The 18,914-nt window shown below is 51.7% G+C and carries 16 protein-coding genes; 7 read left to right on the top strand and 9 right to left on the bottom strand.

Annotated features, from left to right (window positions below):
• Window positions 1-17: 17 nt before the first annotated feature.
• Genes CODIS_RS12415 through CODIS_RS12405 form a run of 3 tightly spaced genes read right to left on the bottom strand, consistent with a single transcriptional unit; the run spans window position 18 to window position 4,965 of the window.
• On the bottom strand, window positions 18-2,543 hold the full coding sequence (locus tag CODIS_RS12415) for a molybdopterin-containing oxidoreductase family protein (protein WP_069125468.1): 2,526 nt from the start codon (window positions 2,541-2,543) through the stop codon (window positions 18-20).
• 33 nt (window positions 2,544-2,576) lie between these two features.
• Complete coding sequence (locus tag CODIS_RS12410) at window positions 2,577-3,428, bottom strand: 4Fe-4S dicluster domain-containing protein (protein WP_069125465.1); 852 nt, start codon at window positions 3,426-3,428, stop codon at window positions 2,577-2,579.
• Complete coding sequence (locus tag CODIS_RS12405; RefSeq protein ID WP_235615210.1) at window positions 3,421-4,965, bottom strand: NapC/NirT family cytochrome c; 1,545 nt, start codon at window positions 4,963-4,965, stop codon at window positions 3,421-3,423. Before CODIS_RS12405 ends, CODIS_RS12410 begins: the two co-directional genes overlap by 8 nt.
• A 591-nt stretch (window positions 4,966-5,556) precedes the next feature.
• Here CODIS_RS12405 and CODIS_RS12400 point away from each other — a divergent pair.
• The 3 genes from CODIS_RS12400 (at window position 5,557) to CODIS_RS12390 (ending at window position 9,305) form a co-directional block, all read left to right on the top strand.
• Window positions 5,557-6,426 (top strand): substrate-binding domain-containing protein, encoded by an 870-nt coding sequence (locus tag CODIS_RS12400; RefSeq protein WP_069125462.1) that lies wholly within the window; start codon window positions 5,557-5,559, stop codon window positions 6,424-6,426.
• A gap of 114 nt (window positions 6,427-6,540) precedes the next feature.
• Window positions 6,541-7,917 (top strand): sensor histidine kinase, encoded by a 1,377-nt coding sequence (locus CODIS_RS12395; RefSeq protein ID WP_162420207.1) that lies wholly within the window; start codon window positions 6,541-6,543, stop codon window positions 7,915-7,917.
• Between the two features lie 11 nt (window positions 7,918-7,928).
• On the top strand, window positions 7,929-9,305 hold the full coding sequence (locus CODIS_RS12390) for a sigma-54-dependent transcriptional regulator (protein ID WP_235615208.1): 1,377 nt from the start codon (window positions 7,929-7,931) through the stop codon (window positions 9,303-9,305).
• A 197-nt stretch (window positions 9,306-9,502) separates the two neighbouring features.
• Here CODIS_RS12390 and CODIS_RS21170 read toward each other — a convergent pair whose 3' ends face one another.
• Window positions 9,503-11,323 (bottom strand): putative Ig domain-containing protein, encoded by a 1,821-nt coding sequence (locus tag CODIS_RS21170; protein ID WP_069125455.1) that lies wholly within the window; start codon window positions 11,321-11,323, stop codon window positions 9,503-9,505.
• A gap of 440 nt (window positions 11,324-11,763) precedes the next feature.
• Between CODIS_RS21170 and CODIS_RS12380 the strand changes: the two genes are divergently transcribed.
• Complete coding sequence (locus CODIS_RS12380) at window positions 11,764-12,390, top strand: YceI family protein (RefSeq protein WP_069125453.1); 627 nt, start codon at window positions 11,764-11,766, stop codon at window positions 12,388-12,390.
• 40 nt (window positions 12,391-12,430) lie between these two features.
• Here the strand turns inward: CODIS_RS12380 and CODIS_RS20535 are convergent, their stop codons facing one another.
• A complete protein-coding gene (locus tag CODIS_RS20535) occupies window positions 12,431-12,832 on the bottom strand; it encodes an HIRAN domain-containing protein (RefSeq protein WP_235615207.1) in 402 nt (133 codons plus the stop codon).
• 112 nt (window positions 12,833-12,944) lie between these two features.
• Between CODIS_RS20535 and CODIS_RS12370 the strand changes: the two genes are divergently transcribed.
• Window positions 12,945-13,346, top strand: a complete 402-nt coding sequence (locus tag CODIS_RS12370) for a hypothetical protein (RefSeq protein WP_069125532.1) — start codon at window positions 12,945-12,947, stop codon at window positions 13,344-13,346.
• On the opposite strand, the gene CODIS_RS12365 is transcribed toward CODIS_RS12370, so the two are convergent.
• Window positions 13,337-13,558 (bottom strand): hypothetical protein, encoded by a 222-nt coding sequence (locus tag CODIS_RS12365; protein WP_069125449.1) that lies wholly within the window; start codon window positions 13,556-13,558, stop codon window positions 13,337-13,339. The genes CODIS_RS12370 and CODIS_RS12365 overlap by 10 nt on opposite strands.
• A gap of 38 nt (window positions 13,559-13,596) precedes the next feature.
• Entirely contained in the window at window positions 13,597-14,253 is a 657-nt protein-coding gene (locus tag CODIS_RS12360) for a histidinol-phosphatase (protein ID WP_069125444.1), read from the bottom strand.
• Window positions 14,254-14,612: 359 nt separating this feature from the next.
• Here CODIS_RS12360 and CODIS_RS12355 point away from each other — a divergent pair, with 359 nt between their 5' ends.
• Window positions 14,613-15,137 (top strand): RNA pyrophosphohydrolase, encoded by a 525-nt coding sequence (locus CODIS_RS12355; protein ID WP_069125530.1) that lies wholly within the window; start codon window positions 14,613-14,615, stop codon window positions 15,135-15,137.
• A gap of 147 nt (window positions 15,138-15,284) precedes the next feature.
• Window positions 15,285-17,549, top strand: a complete 2,265-nt coding sequence (ptsP, locus tag CODIS_RS12350; protein WP_069125441.1) for a phosphoenolpyruvate--protein phosphotransferase — start codon at window positions 15,285-15,287, stop codon at window positions 17,547-17,549.
• A 120-nt stretch (window positions 17,550-17,669) separates the two neighbouring features.
• Here ptsP and CODIS_RS12345 read toward each other — a convergent pair whose 3' ends face one another.
• Both CODIS_RS12345 and CODIS_RS12340 read right to left on the bottom strand, forming a co-directional pair.
• Window positions 17,670-18,425, bottom strand: coding sequence for a phosphate/phosphite/phosphonate ABC transporter substrate-binding protein (locus tag CODIS_RS12345; RefSeq protein WP_069125440.1), 756 nt, complete (start codon window positions 18,423-18,425; stop codon window positions 17,670-17,672).
• A 15-nt stretch (window positions 18,426-18,440) separates the two neighbouring features.
• Window positions 18,441-18,914 carry a PAS domain-containing protein gene (locus CODIS_RS12340; protein WP_069125438.1) on the bottom strand — a complete coding sequence of 158 codons (474 nt, stop codon included), beginning with the start codon at window positions 18,912-18,914 and terminating at the stop codon, window positions 18,441-18,443.

Genomic DNA, 18,914 nt, shown 5'->3' with positions numbered 1-18,914 from the left:
CTTTCAGTAGACTCAATCTATGCCTTGGCTACCCTGACGACGGTATCCATCCACCTCTGTGTGCCGCTGATAGGATCTGATGAGTTGGGGATGATGGTATTGGGATGAGTGCCATGCTTCTTCCACCATATATTCTTCACATCCGGATCAGCCGCGGCGCCTCCGGGTGTGGGAGAACGCTTGCCCGATCCATAGACCCCCGAGTGCTTGCGACCCAGGTGATGGGATATGGCGATCACACCCGGAATGATGCCCTCGGTGACATAGGCAGTGGTGGTGATCTCGCCCAGGCTGTTATAGACCCTGATCTTGTCACCATTCTTAATACCGCGCGCTTCAGCCGTCTTGGTATTGATCCAGCCGGGGTTATCGTGCTTGATTTCGGTCAGCCACTTGCAGTGCGCGGTCCTTGAATGGGTATGTACCGCCACCTTGTAGGTGGTGAGATTCAGCTCATCATCCGCCATTTTCTGGTGTTCGGGAATCGGCGTATAGGATGGGAATGCCGGAAAGCCCTTATCGGCGAAATTATCTGAATAGAAGTCCAGATAACCTGCCTTGACGAACTTGGTATTGGGTGGATAGGCCAGGTAAGCCGTGCCATCGATATTTTGCGCGACATAGGCCTTTTTAGCCCCTTTCGTACCTAGATACCCCTGACCCTTGGCTTCGGCCTCAGTGCCGACACCTGCCTTTTTCCAGTTCCAGTAGACACCGGTCTTCTCATCGAGAATCACGCCATCGCCGGATACGTCCACCTTGGTCTCATAGAAGCCGTAGTTGGGTTTGGCCTCCGGATCGTGCCATACGCCGTGCTTCTTCATATACTCGAAGCCTCCGGCCTCCCGTACACCGGGTGTCATCTCACAGGACTGACGTACGAAGTCTTCCTTGCTTGAGTAAGCCAGTTCAAAGCCCATGCGCTTGGCCAGCTCAGGCCAGACATCGCCCTGGCAACGTGATTCTCCCAGGGGTTTAACCAACGGCTGCCGGATATAGAATTCGGCGATCTGGTTAGCCGACACCATGTCCTCCCAGTCCCAGCGCTCCAGGTAGGTGACGTCGGGTAGGATCAAGTCTGCATACTGAGATGATTCGTCATAGACGATGGTGGTTGAAATCAGGAAGGGGATAATACTCTCATCCCGCATAATCGACTGCAGTTCCTTGTTGTCGCCATTGATGAATCCCGGGTTGTAGCAACTCCACCAGTAGACCTTCGGTCGACCCGCCTGGCCATCCTTGATCATCGGTAGCACCTGGTGGCTTACGTGATGAGTCGGGTAGGCCGCTTCACCCGGAAATCCGTCCTTGACGTGGAGCGTTTTGTGAACCTTCGCCTTTGGGGAGGAGGGATGTTTCCAACCTGCTCCAACACCCATGACACGTCCACCCGGACGATCGAGATTGTTGGTGATCGCTGACAACAGCATTGCCGCCCGCTCCTGATCCGCGCCGTGATAGTGCATTACGGTTCCACGGTAGGTGACCAGGCAGGCTGATTTGGCTTTTGCGAACCCGCGAGCGATCTTGCGTATGGTATCGGCAGGCACGCCGCTCTGTTTCTCCGCAAACTCGGGGGTATACTTGGCGACATTTTTCTTCACCGCTGCAATCTTCTCATCGACAGTCGCTTTGTAGTCTTCGCTGACACGCATGAATTTGAAGTGATCCTTCCTGTAGAGTTTCTCGTTCATGATGACATTGCACATGGCCAGCATCACCAGTCCGTCATGCCCCACTTTGATCGGTACCCACTGATCGGCCTTGGCCGCCGTGTTTGTCAGGCGCACGTCGAATACGTATAGGGGTACGCCACGATCAACCTTGGCCCGGATCAGGCGCTGGGCGGTCGGAATATGGTTGGTATGGGTCTCAAACTGATTGCTGCCGAAAATCACCACGTAATCGGTGTTGTCATAATCCCAGTTGTCATACATGCCCCCCCACAGACTCTCCTGTCCTACCCATTTTGCCGCCTCACAGACAGAGGTGTGATTACCGATGGTGCCAGTGCCGTAGGCCTGCATGAAGTCGTACATGGTGGCAGCCTGGGACGCCTTGTGTCTGCCGTACTGATACATAAACAGTTCAGGGGTACCCGCATCGCGCAGGGGTTTCAGCTTGGATACGATCAGGTCAAGGGCCTCATCCCAGGAAATACGTTTCCATTTGTGCTCACCACGTTTGCCTGCGCGTTTCATCGGGTGCAGGATCCGGTCGGGGAAGTAGACCTGGTTGATGCCCGCCTGTCCCTTGGCGCAGAGTTTGCCGAGTGTGCGGATGGAATCGGGATGGCCTTCGAGCTTTACCAGGCGTCCATCTTCTACATAACCGATCATGGAGTCTCGGGTTACACACTGCCAGCAGGCCGTGGGAATTGCCTGTCTCTCCTTACCTGTTGTGGGTGAAAAATCCTTGCCGCCCGCCTGCAGTTTAAGCGATCCGGCAAATGCACTCTGACTGCAGCCCAATCCGGCTGCCAATGCGCAACCGCTGCCGGCAGTCAGTTTCATGAAATCACGACGATTTAACTTTTTCATATCAATTCCTCTCTTAAAACAGGCTCTCAGGGTCTATGGAATCTGGTCCACAAAGTGGTCCAGTTTGCCCTTCTTTCGCTGTGTATAGAGGGTTTTCAACATGTTGTCGGGATCGATGTAGAACACATGAGGAATGGTTCCCTCTTCCGGAAGCAGAACGTTGTCGGCCTTGGCCAGGTTGTGCTCTTTTACAAGCTTGGAGACTTCGCTGTTCGGGGCGTTGAGGTCACCGAAAATTCGTGCACGTCCCTGGCAAGTGTTGACACAGGATGGTTCGACCCCGTTATCGACACGATGAGCACACATATCGCATTTGTCCGCAGCCTGCTTTGTCGGATCAGCGCCCGCTTTGACAAAGGGATCAAATGAACGGACACCGTAAGGGCAGGCATCAATACATTTGCCGCAGCCGATACATTTTTCCTTGTCTATCAGGATCAAGCCATCAGGACGTTTATAGGTCGCACCCGTGCGATAACGTATGGTTTTGCCATCAGCCGTCTTGAATTTGGCCCGTTTGCCTGGAAATTCCGGACAGGCTTTGACACAAGGTGGAACACCATCTTTCTCATTGCCCTCGCAGTGATTGCACATCAGGGGTAAGAATTCCTTCTTGGTATTTGGAAATGTACCCATGGTTTTCTCTTGGACGACTGCCCGGAAACGGCCCAAAGAGACATTGTTTTCAGATTTGCAGGCCACGGTACAGGCCCTGCAGCCTATGCAGCGCCTGAGGTCCATCACCATCGCCCAACGGGGTGCTTTTGATTGAGCCGCTTCAAGACTCACCTTCGGTGTCGCCAATGCCGCAGCGCCTATCGCGGCTGTGCCTACACCACTCAGAAATTTGCGACGGTTGACGTCTGGTGTTTTGTTGTCACTCATATCGTATTCTCCTACGCATCTCCTCACCCTCCGCTACAGTTGATTGTGTGGTTTTTGCAAGATCATCACTACTTCTCGTCTCTTCCAATAGCTCTATGGTGTCTTCAAAATTGCCGAATGCACCGTCGAGAATGTTTACTGCGTACTTTTTGTTATGTACGCCGTTACCAACGCGTACAATATTGAGAAGATCATTTCCCTCGGCTAGCATTTGCTCTGCTTGGGTCAATCTCTCATTGTCCAATCTATCCTTCAGTTCGGCGAAGAGATCCCTGGCTTCCTTCTCAACCTCTTCCACGTCCGCCACCTCATTGGTGAGTAATTCGTTCCAGTCACTGATCATTTTTCTGTGTTGTTCGGTATGGCAGGCAGCACAGGTATCGCCTGAGGCGGTTCTCACGTCATGCCCTTTACTCAGTGTCTTCTTGAGATGACAGCCCATGCAGTTTGTGTTGACCTCGTACATCAGATGAGGGTCACCCGAGATATCCTCGTTAACAGGAGCGCCTGAAAGCAGCAGCTTTTGGTACTTGTGCTGATCGACGTGACAGAGCTGACAATCATTGCGTACGAAATCAAGATGGTCAGTTCTGTTCTTATGTTCGATCACGCTGTGACAATCGAAGCAGTCAGCCTTGTTCGGCACATGTTTGTCATGCATGAGTTCGCGGTCGCCTGCGGTTGCCAGTAACGTCTGACTTCTGTTATGGCAGGTAAGACAGCCATTCGAGACGACATTTCCGGTATTAATCTCTCCCTCCCCACTCACCATTTCGAAGTGACAACTCTCACAGGCAACGCCTGATTCCTGTATTGTCTGATGAGTGATCGGTTTTTTGGTACTGGCGGGGTCGCCTGCCTGTAACTGGTTTTGAAGCGATTTTGTCGGGATCGTGTGGCAGATATCGCAACGGGAGACCCCTTGATTGAAATCGATGGCCGGCTTGTTGACAAAGGTGATTTTCTTAATGTCCCCATTGGCCATCTCCGCTTTGTCAAGTGTGGGCTTGTCCAGTTTAAGGTGACAAAGGAAACAGATGTCTTCAGGCACCTCGAAGTGCTTTTTCTCCGTTGTCTTGAAATGGCATGTATCGCAGGTGATCTGGTGGCCATCGAGAGCCTTATCACTAAAGTGAACCTCGTGTTTGAAACGGACCCGATCAGTAAACTGTATCTCCACCGGCGCCAGTTTCTCACGGTCGTGACAGCCGGACTGTAAACAAGCGCCATCCTTGATCACAGGGCGTATGGGCAGTGGAGCATCCCGGTCATAAAGGTATGCTGCAAGGTGGCGTAATCCTTCGTACTTGGCCTTCATGGAATGTTTCTCGCCTGGTAAAAAGTGGCAATCGACACACTCCGCTTGCATGCCTTCCGGATTATTGCTCTTGTAGTGATAGTTTGACTTCCAGGCTTCATACTGCTCTGTCATGGTGTGGCAGCTGCCCCCACAAAAAGACGACTGCGACGTGTAATACTCAAAGCCGCCCCAGGCGGTTAAGAGAAAAAGAACTGTTCCCATGAAGATCAGTACCATCAGTCGCCAGGTAACTCTTAATTCAATTCCAGCGCCACTATTCATTGCCTTTGTTTTCCCCCAGTCGGGCAGACTGTGTTCACTCGGCTTTGTGTTTATATGTTTCGGAACATCAGCAAGAGTCGTTCCAGGTTATTATCTGTTTGAAAATGTGGAAAAATATAAAGTAGAAAAAATATAAATCTGGATTTTGTTACCTGTTGGTTACTTTTCGCTGAATTGTGTAACCATTGTGGTTTGTTCTTTAATTACATGCTGTTAGCAAAGCGCCGCCTGACAGTATGTTACCGATAGGTAACATACCGAGATGTGGAGAAGCACTCCGGAGAAGGCTTCTTCACTGCCCATGAAAAAGCGGGTACAAACAGGTGGTCTGGATGCGGACAGTAGGCGTATGCAACTAAAAAACAACAACTTCCTGATTAAGTAATGGATTCTGCTATCCTTGCAGAATAGCAACTATAAAAGTACGGGAAAGTGTGGCCACTGAAGGTCTTTGTTCGCTGCAGGGAGCGTATGACATTTCGTAATGCAGCTACCGTGACATAACTTAGCAGTATCCCTGAGAAGTTGTTTTAGTGAGGATCCCAAGTGCGATTGACCTTTTTAATATTACTTATCTGGATTACTCCAATTTATGCGGCCAATACGGAGACACCTATCCGTTTCGGCTTAACGGCTGTTGTGCCCACTGAAAATCTAAGATTCCTGGACCAATGGAGTCAATACCTGGAGGAAAAAACAGGTCGCAAGGTCGAGTTTGTGCAGAGAAAGTCTTATCGGGAAGTAATGGATCTGTTGGACACGGGTGTTATCGATTTCGCTTGGATCTGCGGTTATCCCTACATCCAGGCAAGAGAAACGGAATCACTTCAGCTCCTGACAGTGCCTATTTACCGGGGAGCACCACGTTATCACTCTTATATAATTGTCTATCATAGCAGTCCCTATAAACGCTTCAGCGACCTGAGAGGGAAAAGTTTCGCCTTCTCTGATCCTGATTCGAATTCAGGTTTCCTCTATCCACTGGCCTTGATCGCAAAAAAAGGTGAGAAGCCTGAGACTTTTTTCCGCCAGACATTCTTCACTTTCAATCACGCTGAGACGGTGCAAGCCGTTTCCGAGCAGGTTGCAGATGGTGGAGCCGTAGACTCGTATATATGGGAGTATATTGCCGTCTTCAAGCCGGACATTACTGAAAAAACCCGAATAATAAAGAAATCGCCAAGCTTTGGTTTTCCACCTATTGTTTACCGTTTAGGTATAGATACCGACACAGTAATACAAATGAAACATACACTTGAAAATATGCATCAGGATTTAACCGGACAGGAACTGCTCGACCGCCTCAAACTGGATGGCTTCGGTGATTATTCTGATTCGTTGTTCAACGAAATCCGCGCTTTGGAAAATACAGTTCAAAACGCCGACCCCAGGTACTCCGTGGTACAAACTGATTAATTATTCCATATACAAATGCCCAAGATTAATCCGAAATCCTGGCCATTGGCGATAAAGTTATCCCTCACCATAACGGCCGTTGTAACATGCGTCGGGTTTTTGATCGGAGTACTCATGGTTGTCCAGGACTGGAAACGATTTCAAAATGATTTGGGTGAAAAAGCGCTGCTGCTATCTGAATCCATTTCAATCACTGCGCCAAAGGCGATGCTGCGAAAGGACTACTGGTCGCTTTACCTCAGTCTCAAGAATATGGCATCCAAGGGTCCTGGAGCCAGAAGCGAACACGAAATCATAGATGCGATGATATTGGATGCTGAAGGCCTGGTTCAGGCCCATCTTCATCCCGCGAAACATCCGATAGGTCTTGTCTTTTCGCCGGATAATGAAGCTGAGAAAGCTATATCCAGCCAGGCGATGGGCGCGAGAACACCGACCGTGTTGAGCAGCGGCGGCTTTTCCCAAGATGGATTTCAGGAGGGTGTCGTACCGCTGTTTTCAGATCAAAAATACCTTGGTGTGGTTCGGGTTCGTCTCTCAGTCGTCAGCCTGTTCGAAAAGGCAAAATCCACAGCCGTTATCGTTCTTCTGTCGATACTACTCTTCGTCTTCATCGGAAGCCTGCTGGGTACCATTGTATCCAGGCGGGTTGTCGGGCCTTTGACCGCCATCACTCACGGGCTTGAGGCGGTAGGGCGTGGAGAGATGACCGACTTTTCACCAATACCGGTGAAAGAGGGAGATGAAATAGGAAGGCTTAGTGTGACTTTCAATCAGATCATGTCTGAACTGGCGGAAAAAAAGATGCTCGAGGAGGAGATCGCAATGAGCGAGAAACTGGTCGCCTTGGGAAGAATTACCGCAGGTGTGGCACATGAGGTGAATAACCCGCTTGCAGGGCTTTTGAACTGTATAGATACGCTGCGTCAGCATCCAAACGACAAGGAGTTGATCGATCGTTACCTACCGGTTATTGATCAGGGACTGCATCGGATTAAAGATATTGTTCATAACCTTCTCGTTGGACTCAAGAACGAGGATAGTGATGAAATGATAAACATTCAACAGGTCGACAAGCTTCATGATTTGATACTGGCGGAAATAGGTGAAAGAGATATCAAAATATACTGGAACAATACAGCAGATAGAGATACCTGTATTCCAGGAAAGACCGAACAGATAATCTGTAATTTACTGAAAAATGCTGTTGAAATCATTCCCGAAAACGGAACCATTGATTTCAACATGTATCAAGAGGGAAGGCGTCTCGTCATCAAAGTCAGTGATAATGGCCCCGGAGTTGCCTCAAATATAAGAAACCAACTATTCGATCCTTTCTTTACAACAAAGCCCAACGGCACAGGATTGGGACTGTGGGTTGTCTACCGTCTGGTTCAGAATATGCAAGGTATCATTGAGGTTGAGAGCGAGCTGGGAAAAGGTACGACTTTCCTCATCGAACTGCCGGTAATCAACAGGCAGGCAGCCTGATGCAGAATAGTATGGATCAGACGATGGAGGCGGATAGCTACAAAGACTTGTGCCTGTTGCTGGTTGAAGATGATGAGATCATGCAAATATCGCTTGTTGACAGGTTACGCATAGAATCAATACCTGTGCGTGCGGTGAGTGATACTGCGAGTGCAAGAAAAGAGCTGGAAAAAGGAGATATAGATCTTGTCGTAACCGATATCCGCCTACCGGATGGTACAGGGATCGAACTCTTTACAGATATCTCAAACAATTATCCAGGCATACCTGTCATCCTCATGACGGCTTATGGCGATATATCGGACGCAGTCGCTACGGTTAAAGCCGGCGCTTTGGATTATCTAACAAAACCTTTTGACATTAATGAGTTCATCAAGAAGGTGGTGCACCAGCTCTCATGTATTTCCGACATTCAGTTAACGGCCAACAACCCTGACACTGATAATGATTACTTCAAACCAGGTAGTGGTTGTTTGGGAAAAAGCAACGCCATGCGAAAGATTGAGAGACTTGTGGCGCGTCTCAGAGAGAGTGACAGTTCAGTATTGCTTACCGGAGAGTCCGGGGTTGGCAAAGAGGTCGTTGCAAACCTGATACACAACAACAGTCTCAGGTCACAGGGTCCCATGGTCAGTGTGAACTGTGCCGCGCTACCTGCCACCCTGATCGAAAGTGAGCTCTTTGGCCATGAAAAGGGGGCTTTTACCGGAGCGACACAACAACGAAAAGGACGTTTTGAGCAGGCTCAAGGCGGCACCATCTTTCTTGATGAGATCGCGGAAGTATCGTCCGATATACAGGTAAAATTACTGAGAGTGCTGCAGGAGAGGGAGTTTGAACGTGTCGGCGGATCTGTATCAATTCCACTTGATGTGAGGGTGATTGCCGCAACTCAGGCCAATCTCGATGTCGTTATTGAAAAAAATGAATTCAGGTCGGATCTTTACTGGCGCCTCAATGTAATCAATATCGACATTCCACCACTGCGGCAACGTAGGGAGGACATAGTCTATCTCGCCAGACAATTCGTCAGCCAGCTGGGGCGATGTAAAAAGGGGGGCATCAAAGGTCTGTCGAAGGAGGCTGAACTCTCTCTTCAATCCATGTCATTCCCTGGGAATGTTCGTGAACTGAAGAATGTCATTGAAAGAGCAGTCGCCCTTTGCGATGGGCCTTGGATAAGCCAAAGCGATCTTTCGATCACGGACAGCAATGCCCACACTCACGATACAACTACACTGAAAGAGACTATCGAAGAGGCTGAACGGAAGTCAATAACCAGAGCGCTAGCGGAAAATAAAGGCAAAATCAATCAGACAGCGGATTCCTTGGGTATCTCGCGCAAAAACCTGTGGGAGAAGATGAAACGCTACGAAATAGATAAGTAGCTGCCACGGCTATGCATCAAGCTTGACCAAGGATCTAACGATGGATTTTTCAGGTGGCTGAACGCCTATGCACCGGATGAAATGGATCCTTATTAAGCTGAAATTCGGCAGGTAAAAAAGAATGCACCGGATTTAAGGATCGTAATCCCTGGAATCCGGTGCGTGGTATAGCCAACCAAACGACTATCCGATTGCAGCTATATTCTCGTGGCCGCTTCGGTTGTCAATCTCATGGTGCTCTTCATGGCAACGTTGGAGTAATCGCTCTCATTGCCTTCGGTATCATAAGTGGTGACTGCGAAGTAGTAGTCGCCGACATCGAGATTGTCGATAACATAGTCGTGGATGGTGCAGTCTGCCAGGTCCATGACCTGTTGCAGGTTGTCTGCGGTTGTTCCCATATAGATCTTGTAGCCGGCGATCTCGCTCATATCGAGTGATGAGCCGTCTGTGCGTGTTGAAGGCGGAACCCATGCCAGTGATACGCTGCCTACGGTGGGTTCAGGTTCCACTACCTCGATGCTCAGAGGGCTCAGTGATGCGCTGTCGGTTCCATCCGTTACCGTGATGACGATAGCGTCGTAGCGTCCGATATCCTCGCTGTTGGGCGTGCCGCTCAGTACACCGGTTTGGGTGTTGAGGCTGGCCCATGCCGGCAGGTTGGAAGCACTGAAGGTCAGCTCATCGTTGTCCGCATCGGAGGCATCGGGTGCAAACCTGTATTCATTTCCGGCGATGACGCTGGGTTCGGCTGTGCCGCTGATGACTGGGGTGTTGTTCGGTTCTGCCACGTCATTGATGGTGATGGTGAATCCATCGAGGCTTACACTGTCACTGCCGTCAGACACAGTGATGACGATATTCCGGTATGTTCCAGCAGACTCGGAATCAGGTGTGCCGCTGAGGCGTCCGCTGTTGGGGTTGAATGCTGCCCAGTATGGCCGATTGCTGATCGAGAATGTCAGTGCATCGCCGTCGGGGTCGCTGGCGGCGGGTGTAAAGCTGTAACCGTCACCTTCTTCAATAGAGGTATCGGGTGTGCCGCTGATGCTGGGGGCGCGATTGGTGTCGCTGACAGTGATGCTGAAGGCATTCAGGGAAGCGACGGCATTGCCGTCGGAGACGCTGATGACAATATGGTCGGTCGTGCCGGCGGAGCCATAGCCGGGGGTACCGCTGAGAACGCCGGTCGAGGGATTGAAGCTGGCCCAGTCCGGTCTGTTATCGATGGAGAAGGTCAGGCTGTCGCCATCGGCATCATGTGCCTGAGGTGCAAACCGATAGCCTGCGCCCTCTGCAACCCTGGTGTCCGGGGTCCCACTGATTGTGGGTGCCTGGTTGTTGTCGTCGACAGTGATACTGAAGGCATCGAGGGATGCGCTTGCGGAACCGTCGGAACAGCTGATCACGATATTGTTGGTGGTGCCGGCTGCGTTTTGATCGGGCGTGCCGCTCAGTTGCCCTGTGGATGTGTTGAAATTCGCCCAGCTCGGTCTGTTGGCGATGGAGAAGGTCAAAGTGTCGCCATCGGCATCATTCGCACTGGGTGTAAAGCGGTATGTCTGACCCTCGGCAACCTGGGTCTGCGGTGTGCCGCTGATGACAGGAGGCCTATTCTCAGCGGGTGGCTCCGGCTCCGAGCCGCTGACGCAGTCCGCCGGTGCCCGAATAACGGTTCTTTCCTGAACAAGCGTTCCATATTCGGTACGCACGCCGCATGGTACGTTGGCCGGATTATAGAACTTTAATCTCCAGTAGCCCCGTTTGTTGACGGTTTTGCTTCCCAGATAAAGATCCGTACCGGCGATGAAAACGTCTACCTTAACGCCTGGTGTTCCATTGCCTTTGAGAACCAGCAGATCTTTTCTTTTCCGCCATACGGCTTTCTCGAAACTGAATGATTCAGCCGGTTCGGCATAACTCTCTTCAGCGACGGTTCCGGCTTGCAGTTGGCTCATCTCGGTCAGGAAAAGTGCGGGGAGAACAACAAGTGGTAGCAGGGTGTGTAGGGCTTTCATTGTACAACCTCGATTGCGATATATCTTAGTTGTTCACTATGGCGGTCAACACCCGTTTTTATTCATTCACGAGATCACAGTTTTAGGGGACGAACTTCACACATTACGCTGTGGGGTTCCACAGTGTGAAAGAGCTCGAAAATATGAGAATGCATTTGTAAAAAAAACCGGAATTACACCGGATTCCCTTGCCTTTTATGCGTACCGATAAATTGCGAAAGAGAAGTGAGAACTGGTCGGAATCGACTATGAGAGTCAATTCAAAAAAACCTTCGTTTTTGGCACTATTTATGGGAATTTAATGTTGATTATTACCTGCATTCATATTCGGTTTTCTTATGATGTCAACGGCAATAAATTAACTGAATGACGTTTGAATAAAAGCCAGGTCAATCGGCTATTTTTATAACACTGGAATATATAAAATTTAGGAGCAGGATATGATTAAAATTCCTATCGGACCGGCACTGGTTCTGTTCCTGGTCTTTGGTCTGTCGCAGTCGGTTTCGGCATCCGATTATGGTATCGATACGGAAGGTGGACACGCCTATATCCAGTTCAAAATCAGCCATCTCGGTTTCAGTTGGCTGACCGGGCGGTTCAATCGCTTCTCCGGTGATTTCAGTTACGATGAAAACAACCCGTCAGCAGCGACGGTCGAAGTCGTGATCGATACCCGGAGTATCGACTCCAATCATGCCGAACGCGATAAACATCTCAGGGATGAGGATTTCCTGAATGTTGCGGCCTATCCGGAAGCCAGGTTTATCAGCAGATCGTTTAATGAGCATGGCGAGGGTAAGGCAACCCTCGTGGGTGATCTGACCTTGAGGGGCGTTACCCGGCCAGTGCGAATCGAAGTGGATCATGTCGGTGCAGGGACCGATCCCTGGGGTGGCTATCGGCGTGGGTTTTCAGGCAGGACCCGCATCGTCCTGGTGGATTTCGGCATAACCAAATATCTTGGCGCCACCGCCAAGGCGGTGGAGTTGAGTCTCGGTATCGAAGGCATACGTAAAAGATCGAAAAATCGCTCAAGAAGGCCGGGCGGATTACGCACACGTTAGGGTAGCGGGCCCTGATCGGATGGGTGAAACGCATTCAGCGTTATCCCGAATGCAGCCACTCGACACGAAAACGGATTTTACGCCATGGATTTTCCTCTTCAAGAAGGCGTACGATGGTGGTTTCCAGCCGTTCGCCCTGGTCCAACAGCCGGGCAAGGGTACGGTTTTCACGACGTGGGATGTATCCCAGATGCTCATTTTTAAACCACACGGCGACAGCATAGCGGTCATGGGGATTACTGGGTTCACGTTTGAGGTGGAGATGCTCACCGACGCTTAGAAAGGGCCAGATCGACGCAGCACGATGGTATTGAAACCCCGCCAGGGGGGATTCCTGAAGCACCACCCGGCGTCGAGCGGGGCAACTCAGACCGTGAGATATCGGCCGTAGAGCCATTCCCGCCATCCGCAATATTGAGAATAGGATATTTTTTCTCTTCATAGGGTACACTCCCCGAAGCCTTTAGGATTAGTAACAGGTCCTGTACGAGGAGTTGAAGAATAACCCGGGTACAGGCTCAAACCGTGAGCCCGCGGGTGAGGTGGCGACTGTCATGTTGGAATATATCTTGTTCGATGAACACTCATGGCGTAGGTTCATCGACTATCTGCGCCAGCTGGGTCTGGATCCGGAAACCTCTGTTGCGGAAGAGGGGTGGCTGATTGCCTTGCCGGAAGACCTGGATGAGGCGTTGGATGTTAAGATCGAGGCCTATTATGATCAGTTGCTGGAGGGTGACGAGGCCGCGGTGGCGAAGAGGGAAGGGGAAGCGCATCTGCATGCCGCCGGCGTGAATGTTACCCTGGCAGATGGACGTATCGTTCAGGCCGTCATCGATCCCAAGCTGATGCAGCGCCTGTTGGGGGCCGTTTCACCGCGGGAGTTGGGTGAGTTTGTGGATGCCATAGCCGCCGCCGTGGAAAATCCGGACGAACGTCCCTTGTGTCAACGTTGAGTACCTGTCGCCTGCTCTGGCTGACCCTGTTGCCCCTGTTTCTCACGGTTCTCAGTCGAAAGTCGTTCCGCCTTTCTCTTTTCCACCATCTCGATATACTCTTTCGGTGTCTGGTGGATATTGGTTTCAGGGGGATTGTCGCTGCTTTTCATGACATACAAAATGCCGAGAATGAGCACGATCAACACGGCAAAAAAAGCGGTGTTTCCCATAATGGATCTCCTGGCCAGCTAGGACCTGTTTACGTGAGTCAGCCATGTAATTGCAGAATCCGCCAGTTACGCTCCCTGGCGATCCCTGAGAGGATTTCGTCAGGGTCCACGGCAACCGGGTGTTCAACGGCCTCCAGAAGGGGAAGATCGTTGTGTGAATCGCTGTAGAACCAGCTTCCCCGCAGATCCTCATGATGGACATGCAGCCAATCGCGGAGGCGATTCACCTTGCCTTGCTTGAAGCTGGGTTCTCCCTCCACCTCTCCGGTATAGTGGCCGTCCAATCTCTCCGGCTCTGTGGCAATCAGGTGGTCGATACCGAACTGTTGGGCGATTGGGGATGTGACAAATGCATTCGTGGCGGTAATGATCAGCAGTGTATCCCCTGCGTTACGGTGTTGTTCCACCAATTGACGAGATTGAGGACTGATGATGGGCAGGATTTTTGATTCGAGGAACTCTCTGCGCCAATCGAGCAGATTTTCCATCGTATTGTCACGCAGCGGTCTCAGAGAGAAACGCTGAAATTCGAATATATCCAGGTGACCAGCCTTGTAGTCTTGGTAGAAACGATCGTTCTCCAGCTTATAAGCCTTGCCGTCCACAATCCCCCTTTCCACCAGGAACTCACCCCAAAGGTAATCCGAGTCCCCGGCCAGGAGGGTATTGTCCAGGTCAAAAATTGCCAACGTCATACTAGTGTAGTGTCCTATACTAGGGCCTGTAAACACTCATCCACTTCGTCCTGCAGGTACAATTGTTTTGTCCGCTAAGGTGGTATGAGCGAAGTTTAGTCGATCTGTTTGAGTGAATGATAATACCTCTGGGCGGTCAAACAGCTCCAGCCCTTCCGGTGTAACAGGGCCGACTGGATGAGCGATAACAGGCCCTGATACCCATTTCTTTTCCCTGACTTGCGACTGACAAGTGTTTAAGTCGTGAACAGTAACGGAATATCCATAATTCGCAAAGGCTTATGTTTTACCACCTTGCCGCTCAAGGGTGAATATGGAAGAATCTACTGTAGAGATTCCAAAATGAATTGGCTGCTACCTTGATTGACACTGACGGTTATCGACCCAATGTAGGTATCATCCTGTGCAATGACAATCGCCAACTGTTTTGGGGGCGTCGGATCGGGCAGGATGCCTGGCAGTTCCCTCAGGGCGGTATAAAGTCGGAGGAAACCCCCGAAGAGGCTATGTTTCGTGAGTTGCGAGAGGAAGTGGGACTGGGGGCGGAACAGGTTGAGGTCATGGGCACAACCCGAGATTGGCTGCGCTATCGCCTTCCCGAACGCTATATCCGCCGCAACCGTGAGCCATTGTGCATTGGACAGAAACAGATCTGGTTTCTGCTGCGGGCACAATGTGGTGAGGAAGCCTTCTGTCTCGATAACTGCGAAACTCCGGAATTCGAGGAGTGGCGTTGGGTCAACTATTGGCAGCCCGTCCGCGAGGTGATCTACTTCAAGCGTAATGTCTACACCAAGGCGCTTGAGGAGCTGGCACCCCTGCTCTATCCGGAAGGGACACCAAACCGAATTCATACAAACTATTTGAGACAGCAGCGACGTTGAATCGCCTTTTTTCGACAGCCGACCATCAGAATGCTAGTCGAGGTCCCAATATTTCCCGTATACCCGTGACTACCTTTAAAAAGGATCGGGATGGGCCGAAACGGCCATGCTCACCTATAACCCACCATTTGCGCGAGGAGCGCTGGCATGCTTGATACCCTCCATCGTATCGTGAAAGAGGTCAATGCAGCGCCCGATCTGGAACAGGCCCTTGATATCATCGTGACGCAGGTGAAGGGGGCGATCAACACGGATGTCTGTTCGGTCTATCTAACCGATTTCGAACGGCGTGAACATGTACTGATGGCGACCAAGGGCTTGCATCGGGATGCTGCCGGCAAGGTGAGACTGCCTTACCACCGTGGACTCATCGGCCTGGTCTGTGAGCGGGCAGAACCGGTCAACCTGGCGGATGCGCCCAGTCACAGCCGTTATCTGTTTACCCATGAGACGGGTGAGACCCAGTACAAGGGCTTTCTTGGCGTGCCCATCATCCAGAATCGCAAAGTGCTGGGCGTGCTGGTGGTGCGTCAGCATATTCAGCGTAGTTTCGAGGATCAGGAGGTCACCTTTCTTTTTACCCTCGCAGCGCAACTAGCCGGCGCCATCACCTACGCCCAGGCCAGTGGCAATCTGGTGACTCAGAGTGATGACCTTGCACCGCCAAACCGATTTCTTCAGGGTAGACCGGGATCTCCGGGTGTGGCGCTGGGTACTGCCGTTGTCGTCTATCCCCCGGCTGATCTGGATGCGGTGCCGGACAGATCGTCCAAGGATCCGGATTATGAGGAGGAGGAGTTCCGTACAGCGGTTGCCGCCGTGGTTCAGGACCTGATGGCAATAGAGGATCGTTTCGAGGAGACGCTGCCGGCGGAGGACCGTGCGCTGTTCGACGCCTGGTTGATGATGTTGGGAAGTGATTCGCTGATCGGTAATACGGTCAAAAGAATTCATGAGGGCAACTGGGCGTCGGGGGCGTTGCGTGAAACCATAGAGGAACATGCCAAGGTGTTTGATGCCATGGAAGATGTCTATCTGAGAGAGCGTGCGTCCGATGTTCGGGATCTGGGCAGGCGTATTCTGATGCATCTGCAGCAGAAGGTCGCGGGTCCAATCGACTATCCGGAAAATACGGTACTGGTTGGCGATGAGGTCAGTGCTATGCAGATGGCTGAGGTGCCGCAGGGGCGTCTGGTGGGGGTTGTCTCGGCCCAGGGGGCCAGTTTTTCCCACGTGGCGATATTGGCACGGGCGATGAACGTGCCGGCTGTGATGGGGCTTAGCGATCTGCCTGTGAATCGGGTCGACGGCCGGTTCGTGATTATCGAGGGCTATCTTGGTCGTCTCTATGTCTCTCCCGCGTCGTCGGTAATCCAGGAGTATCAGCGACTTGCCAACGAGGATCAGGCTCTCTTCAAAGAGCTCGAAGCGGAGAAGGACCTGCCCTGTGAGACGACAGACGGCGCCAAGATACCGCTGTATATGAATACCGGACTGATCTCCGAGCTGGGCTCCCAAGGCAGCAGCGAGTCGGAAGGCGTCGGTCTGTATCGCACAGAGCTGCCATTTATGGTGCGTGACAGCTTTCCCGGCGAATCGGTGCAGGTGGCGAATTATCAGAGGGTACTGAGTGCTTTTCATCCCCGTTCGGTAACCATTCGCACCCTCGATATCGGTGGCGATAAACCGCTTCCCTACTTTCCAGTGGAGGAGTCGAACCCATTTTTGGGTTGGCGGGGAATACGCATCTCTCTGGATCATCCCGAAATATTCCTTACCCAGGTGCGTGCTATCCTGCGTGCCGCTATCGGTCTGAATAATGTCCGAATTCTTCTGCCGATGATCAGCCATGTACAGGAGGTGGATGACGCACTCCTTCTGATTCAGCGTGCCCATGATGAATTGATAGAAGAGGAGTATGCCGTAACCATGCCGAAGATCGGTGTGATGATTGAAGTGCCGTCCGCCGTCTATCAGGTCGATGCCCTGGCGCGCCGGATCGATTTCGTCTCTGTCGGCACCAATGACCTGACCCAGTATCTGCTTGCGGTGGATCGGAACAATGCCCACGTTGCGGATATCTACGATGATATGCATCCGTCGGTACTGCGGGCGGTTATCCAGATCGTCTCCGGAGCCAAAGCGTATCAGCGCGAAGTCAGCGTCTGTGGCGAGATGGCGGGCAACCCCGCCGCCGCTGTGCTGCTGATCGGCATGGGGGTGGACAGTCTGAGTATGAATGGGGGCAGTCTGTTGCGTGTGAAGTGGGTATTGCGATCGGTCTCACGCTCCAGGGCCAGGGAGTTGCTGCAGGCGGCATTGCGATGCGAAAAGGCATCCGAAGTCAAACGGCTGCTTGGCAATGCCTTGGAGGAGATGGGACTGGGTGGCCTGATGCGTGCGGGCAGGTAATGGGGTATTGTAAATCATGGTAATAGGTCCAGCCATTACCAATGATTTACCTCTTATCGCGACAGTTCAGGCTCATATCCGATTCACCGATGCCTGATCACAACTTCCTTGGATGATCGCTCAGGCGGGTTGATAGGTCAGCGTATCCATTAAGTCGATCATGAATTCCATCTCTTCCTCCTCGACCTTTACCCAGCTATCGAAACCCAGAGATTGAAGTACACCGCTCCCCTTGGGATCCTCAGACATACCCGCCAACAATTCGCTCAGCTGCTGTTGCCTGTGCGCCAGCTTGGGACCTACCAGTAAGGCATGGTGGATGATATGGATCTGACTGGTGACGAGTGGACGCAACTGCTTGCGGGTGACGCCGGACAGAGAGTTAAATGCCTCAGCCAGAAAGAAACCCAGATCAACCTGACCTTGGATCACAGCCTTGGCAACAAGCGGGTAGCTTTCCTTCTCCTCGCGTTGTGTGTTCTCGGCATTGAGTTCGGCCGGTTCGAGCATGATGGCGCACATGAGGTTGACGTCGGGATCATCGGTAGCGGCGATTCGTATTCCGCTGCTTAGGTCTTCCACTACCTGTGTTGAGCTGTCATCCCGTACAGCAATAATCGCTTCATCCGCCACACCGCCGGGCCTGGCCACAGGCAGGAATCCTTTTTCGCGCACCAGCATGGCCGCATCGTAGGGATTGGCATAGATCAGATCCACCTGGTCGGATTGGATCGCGGACCGCTGATCGTTGAAATTATTGTATAGCTCCAGATGGACCCCTTCATCAAGGGCCTTCTGCAGCCAGGTGTTGAATATATACCAGCCGGAGATATGATCGGGTGTAAAGTCAGGGCTTACAGTGAGTTGAAATGGCATCTTGGGATCTCCAGCTTAGAATAGGGTTGGGTAGGTCTTGATGCACTCCTCGACCTTTCTCCGGGCAGGTTTACGGCGGACAGAGGTGTAACCGGTAATCTTGCCGTTACGCACATTGGGGATAACCGTCGCCAATACCCAATAGAAGCCGCCATCCTTTCGCAGATTTTTAACATAGCCATGCCACTTTTCTCCTTTTTGCACCGTATCCCATAAATCCTTGAAGGCAGCCGGAGGCATGTCCGGATGACGCAGGATGTGGTGAGGCTGACCCAGCAGCTCTTCTTCACTGTAAACGGCCATCTCCACAAAGGAGTGGTTGACCTGGGTGATGATACCGGCGGGATCGGTACGGGAAACGATGAGGCGACCATCCGGATAGGGTGACTCGATATCCGTCACCAAAACATGGCGACTAGTGCCATCCTGGAAGGTGAGCGTGTGCTCACGGTATTCGCCAACAATGTCGTCTGGGTTCATATCATGCAT

Origin of the sequence: Candidatus Thiodiazotropha endolucinida (genome assembly GCF_001715975.1) — a bacterium.
In the GTDB taxonomy this organism is placed as follows: domain Bacteria; phylum Pseudomonadota; class Gammaproteobacteria; order Chromatiales; family Chromatiaceae; genus Thiodiazotropha; species Thiodiazotropha endolucinida.
This window is presented reverse-complemented; position numbering and strand designations above follow the sequence as displayed.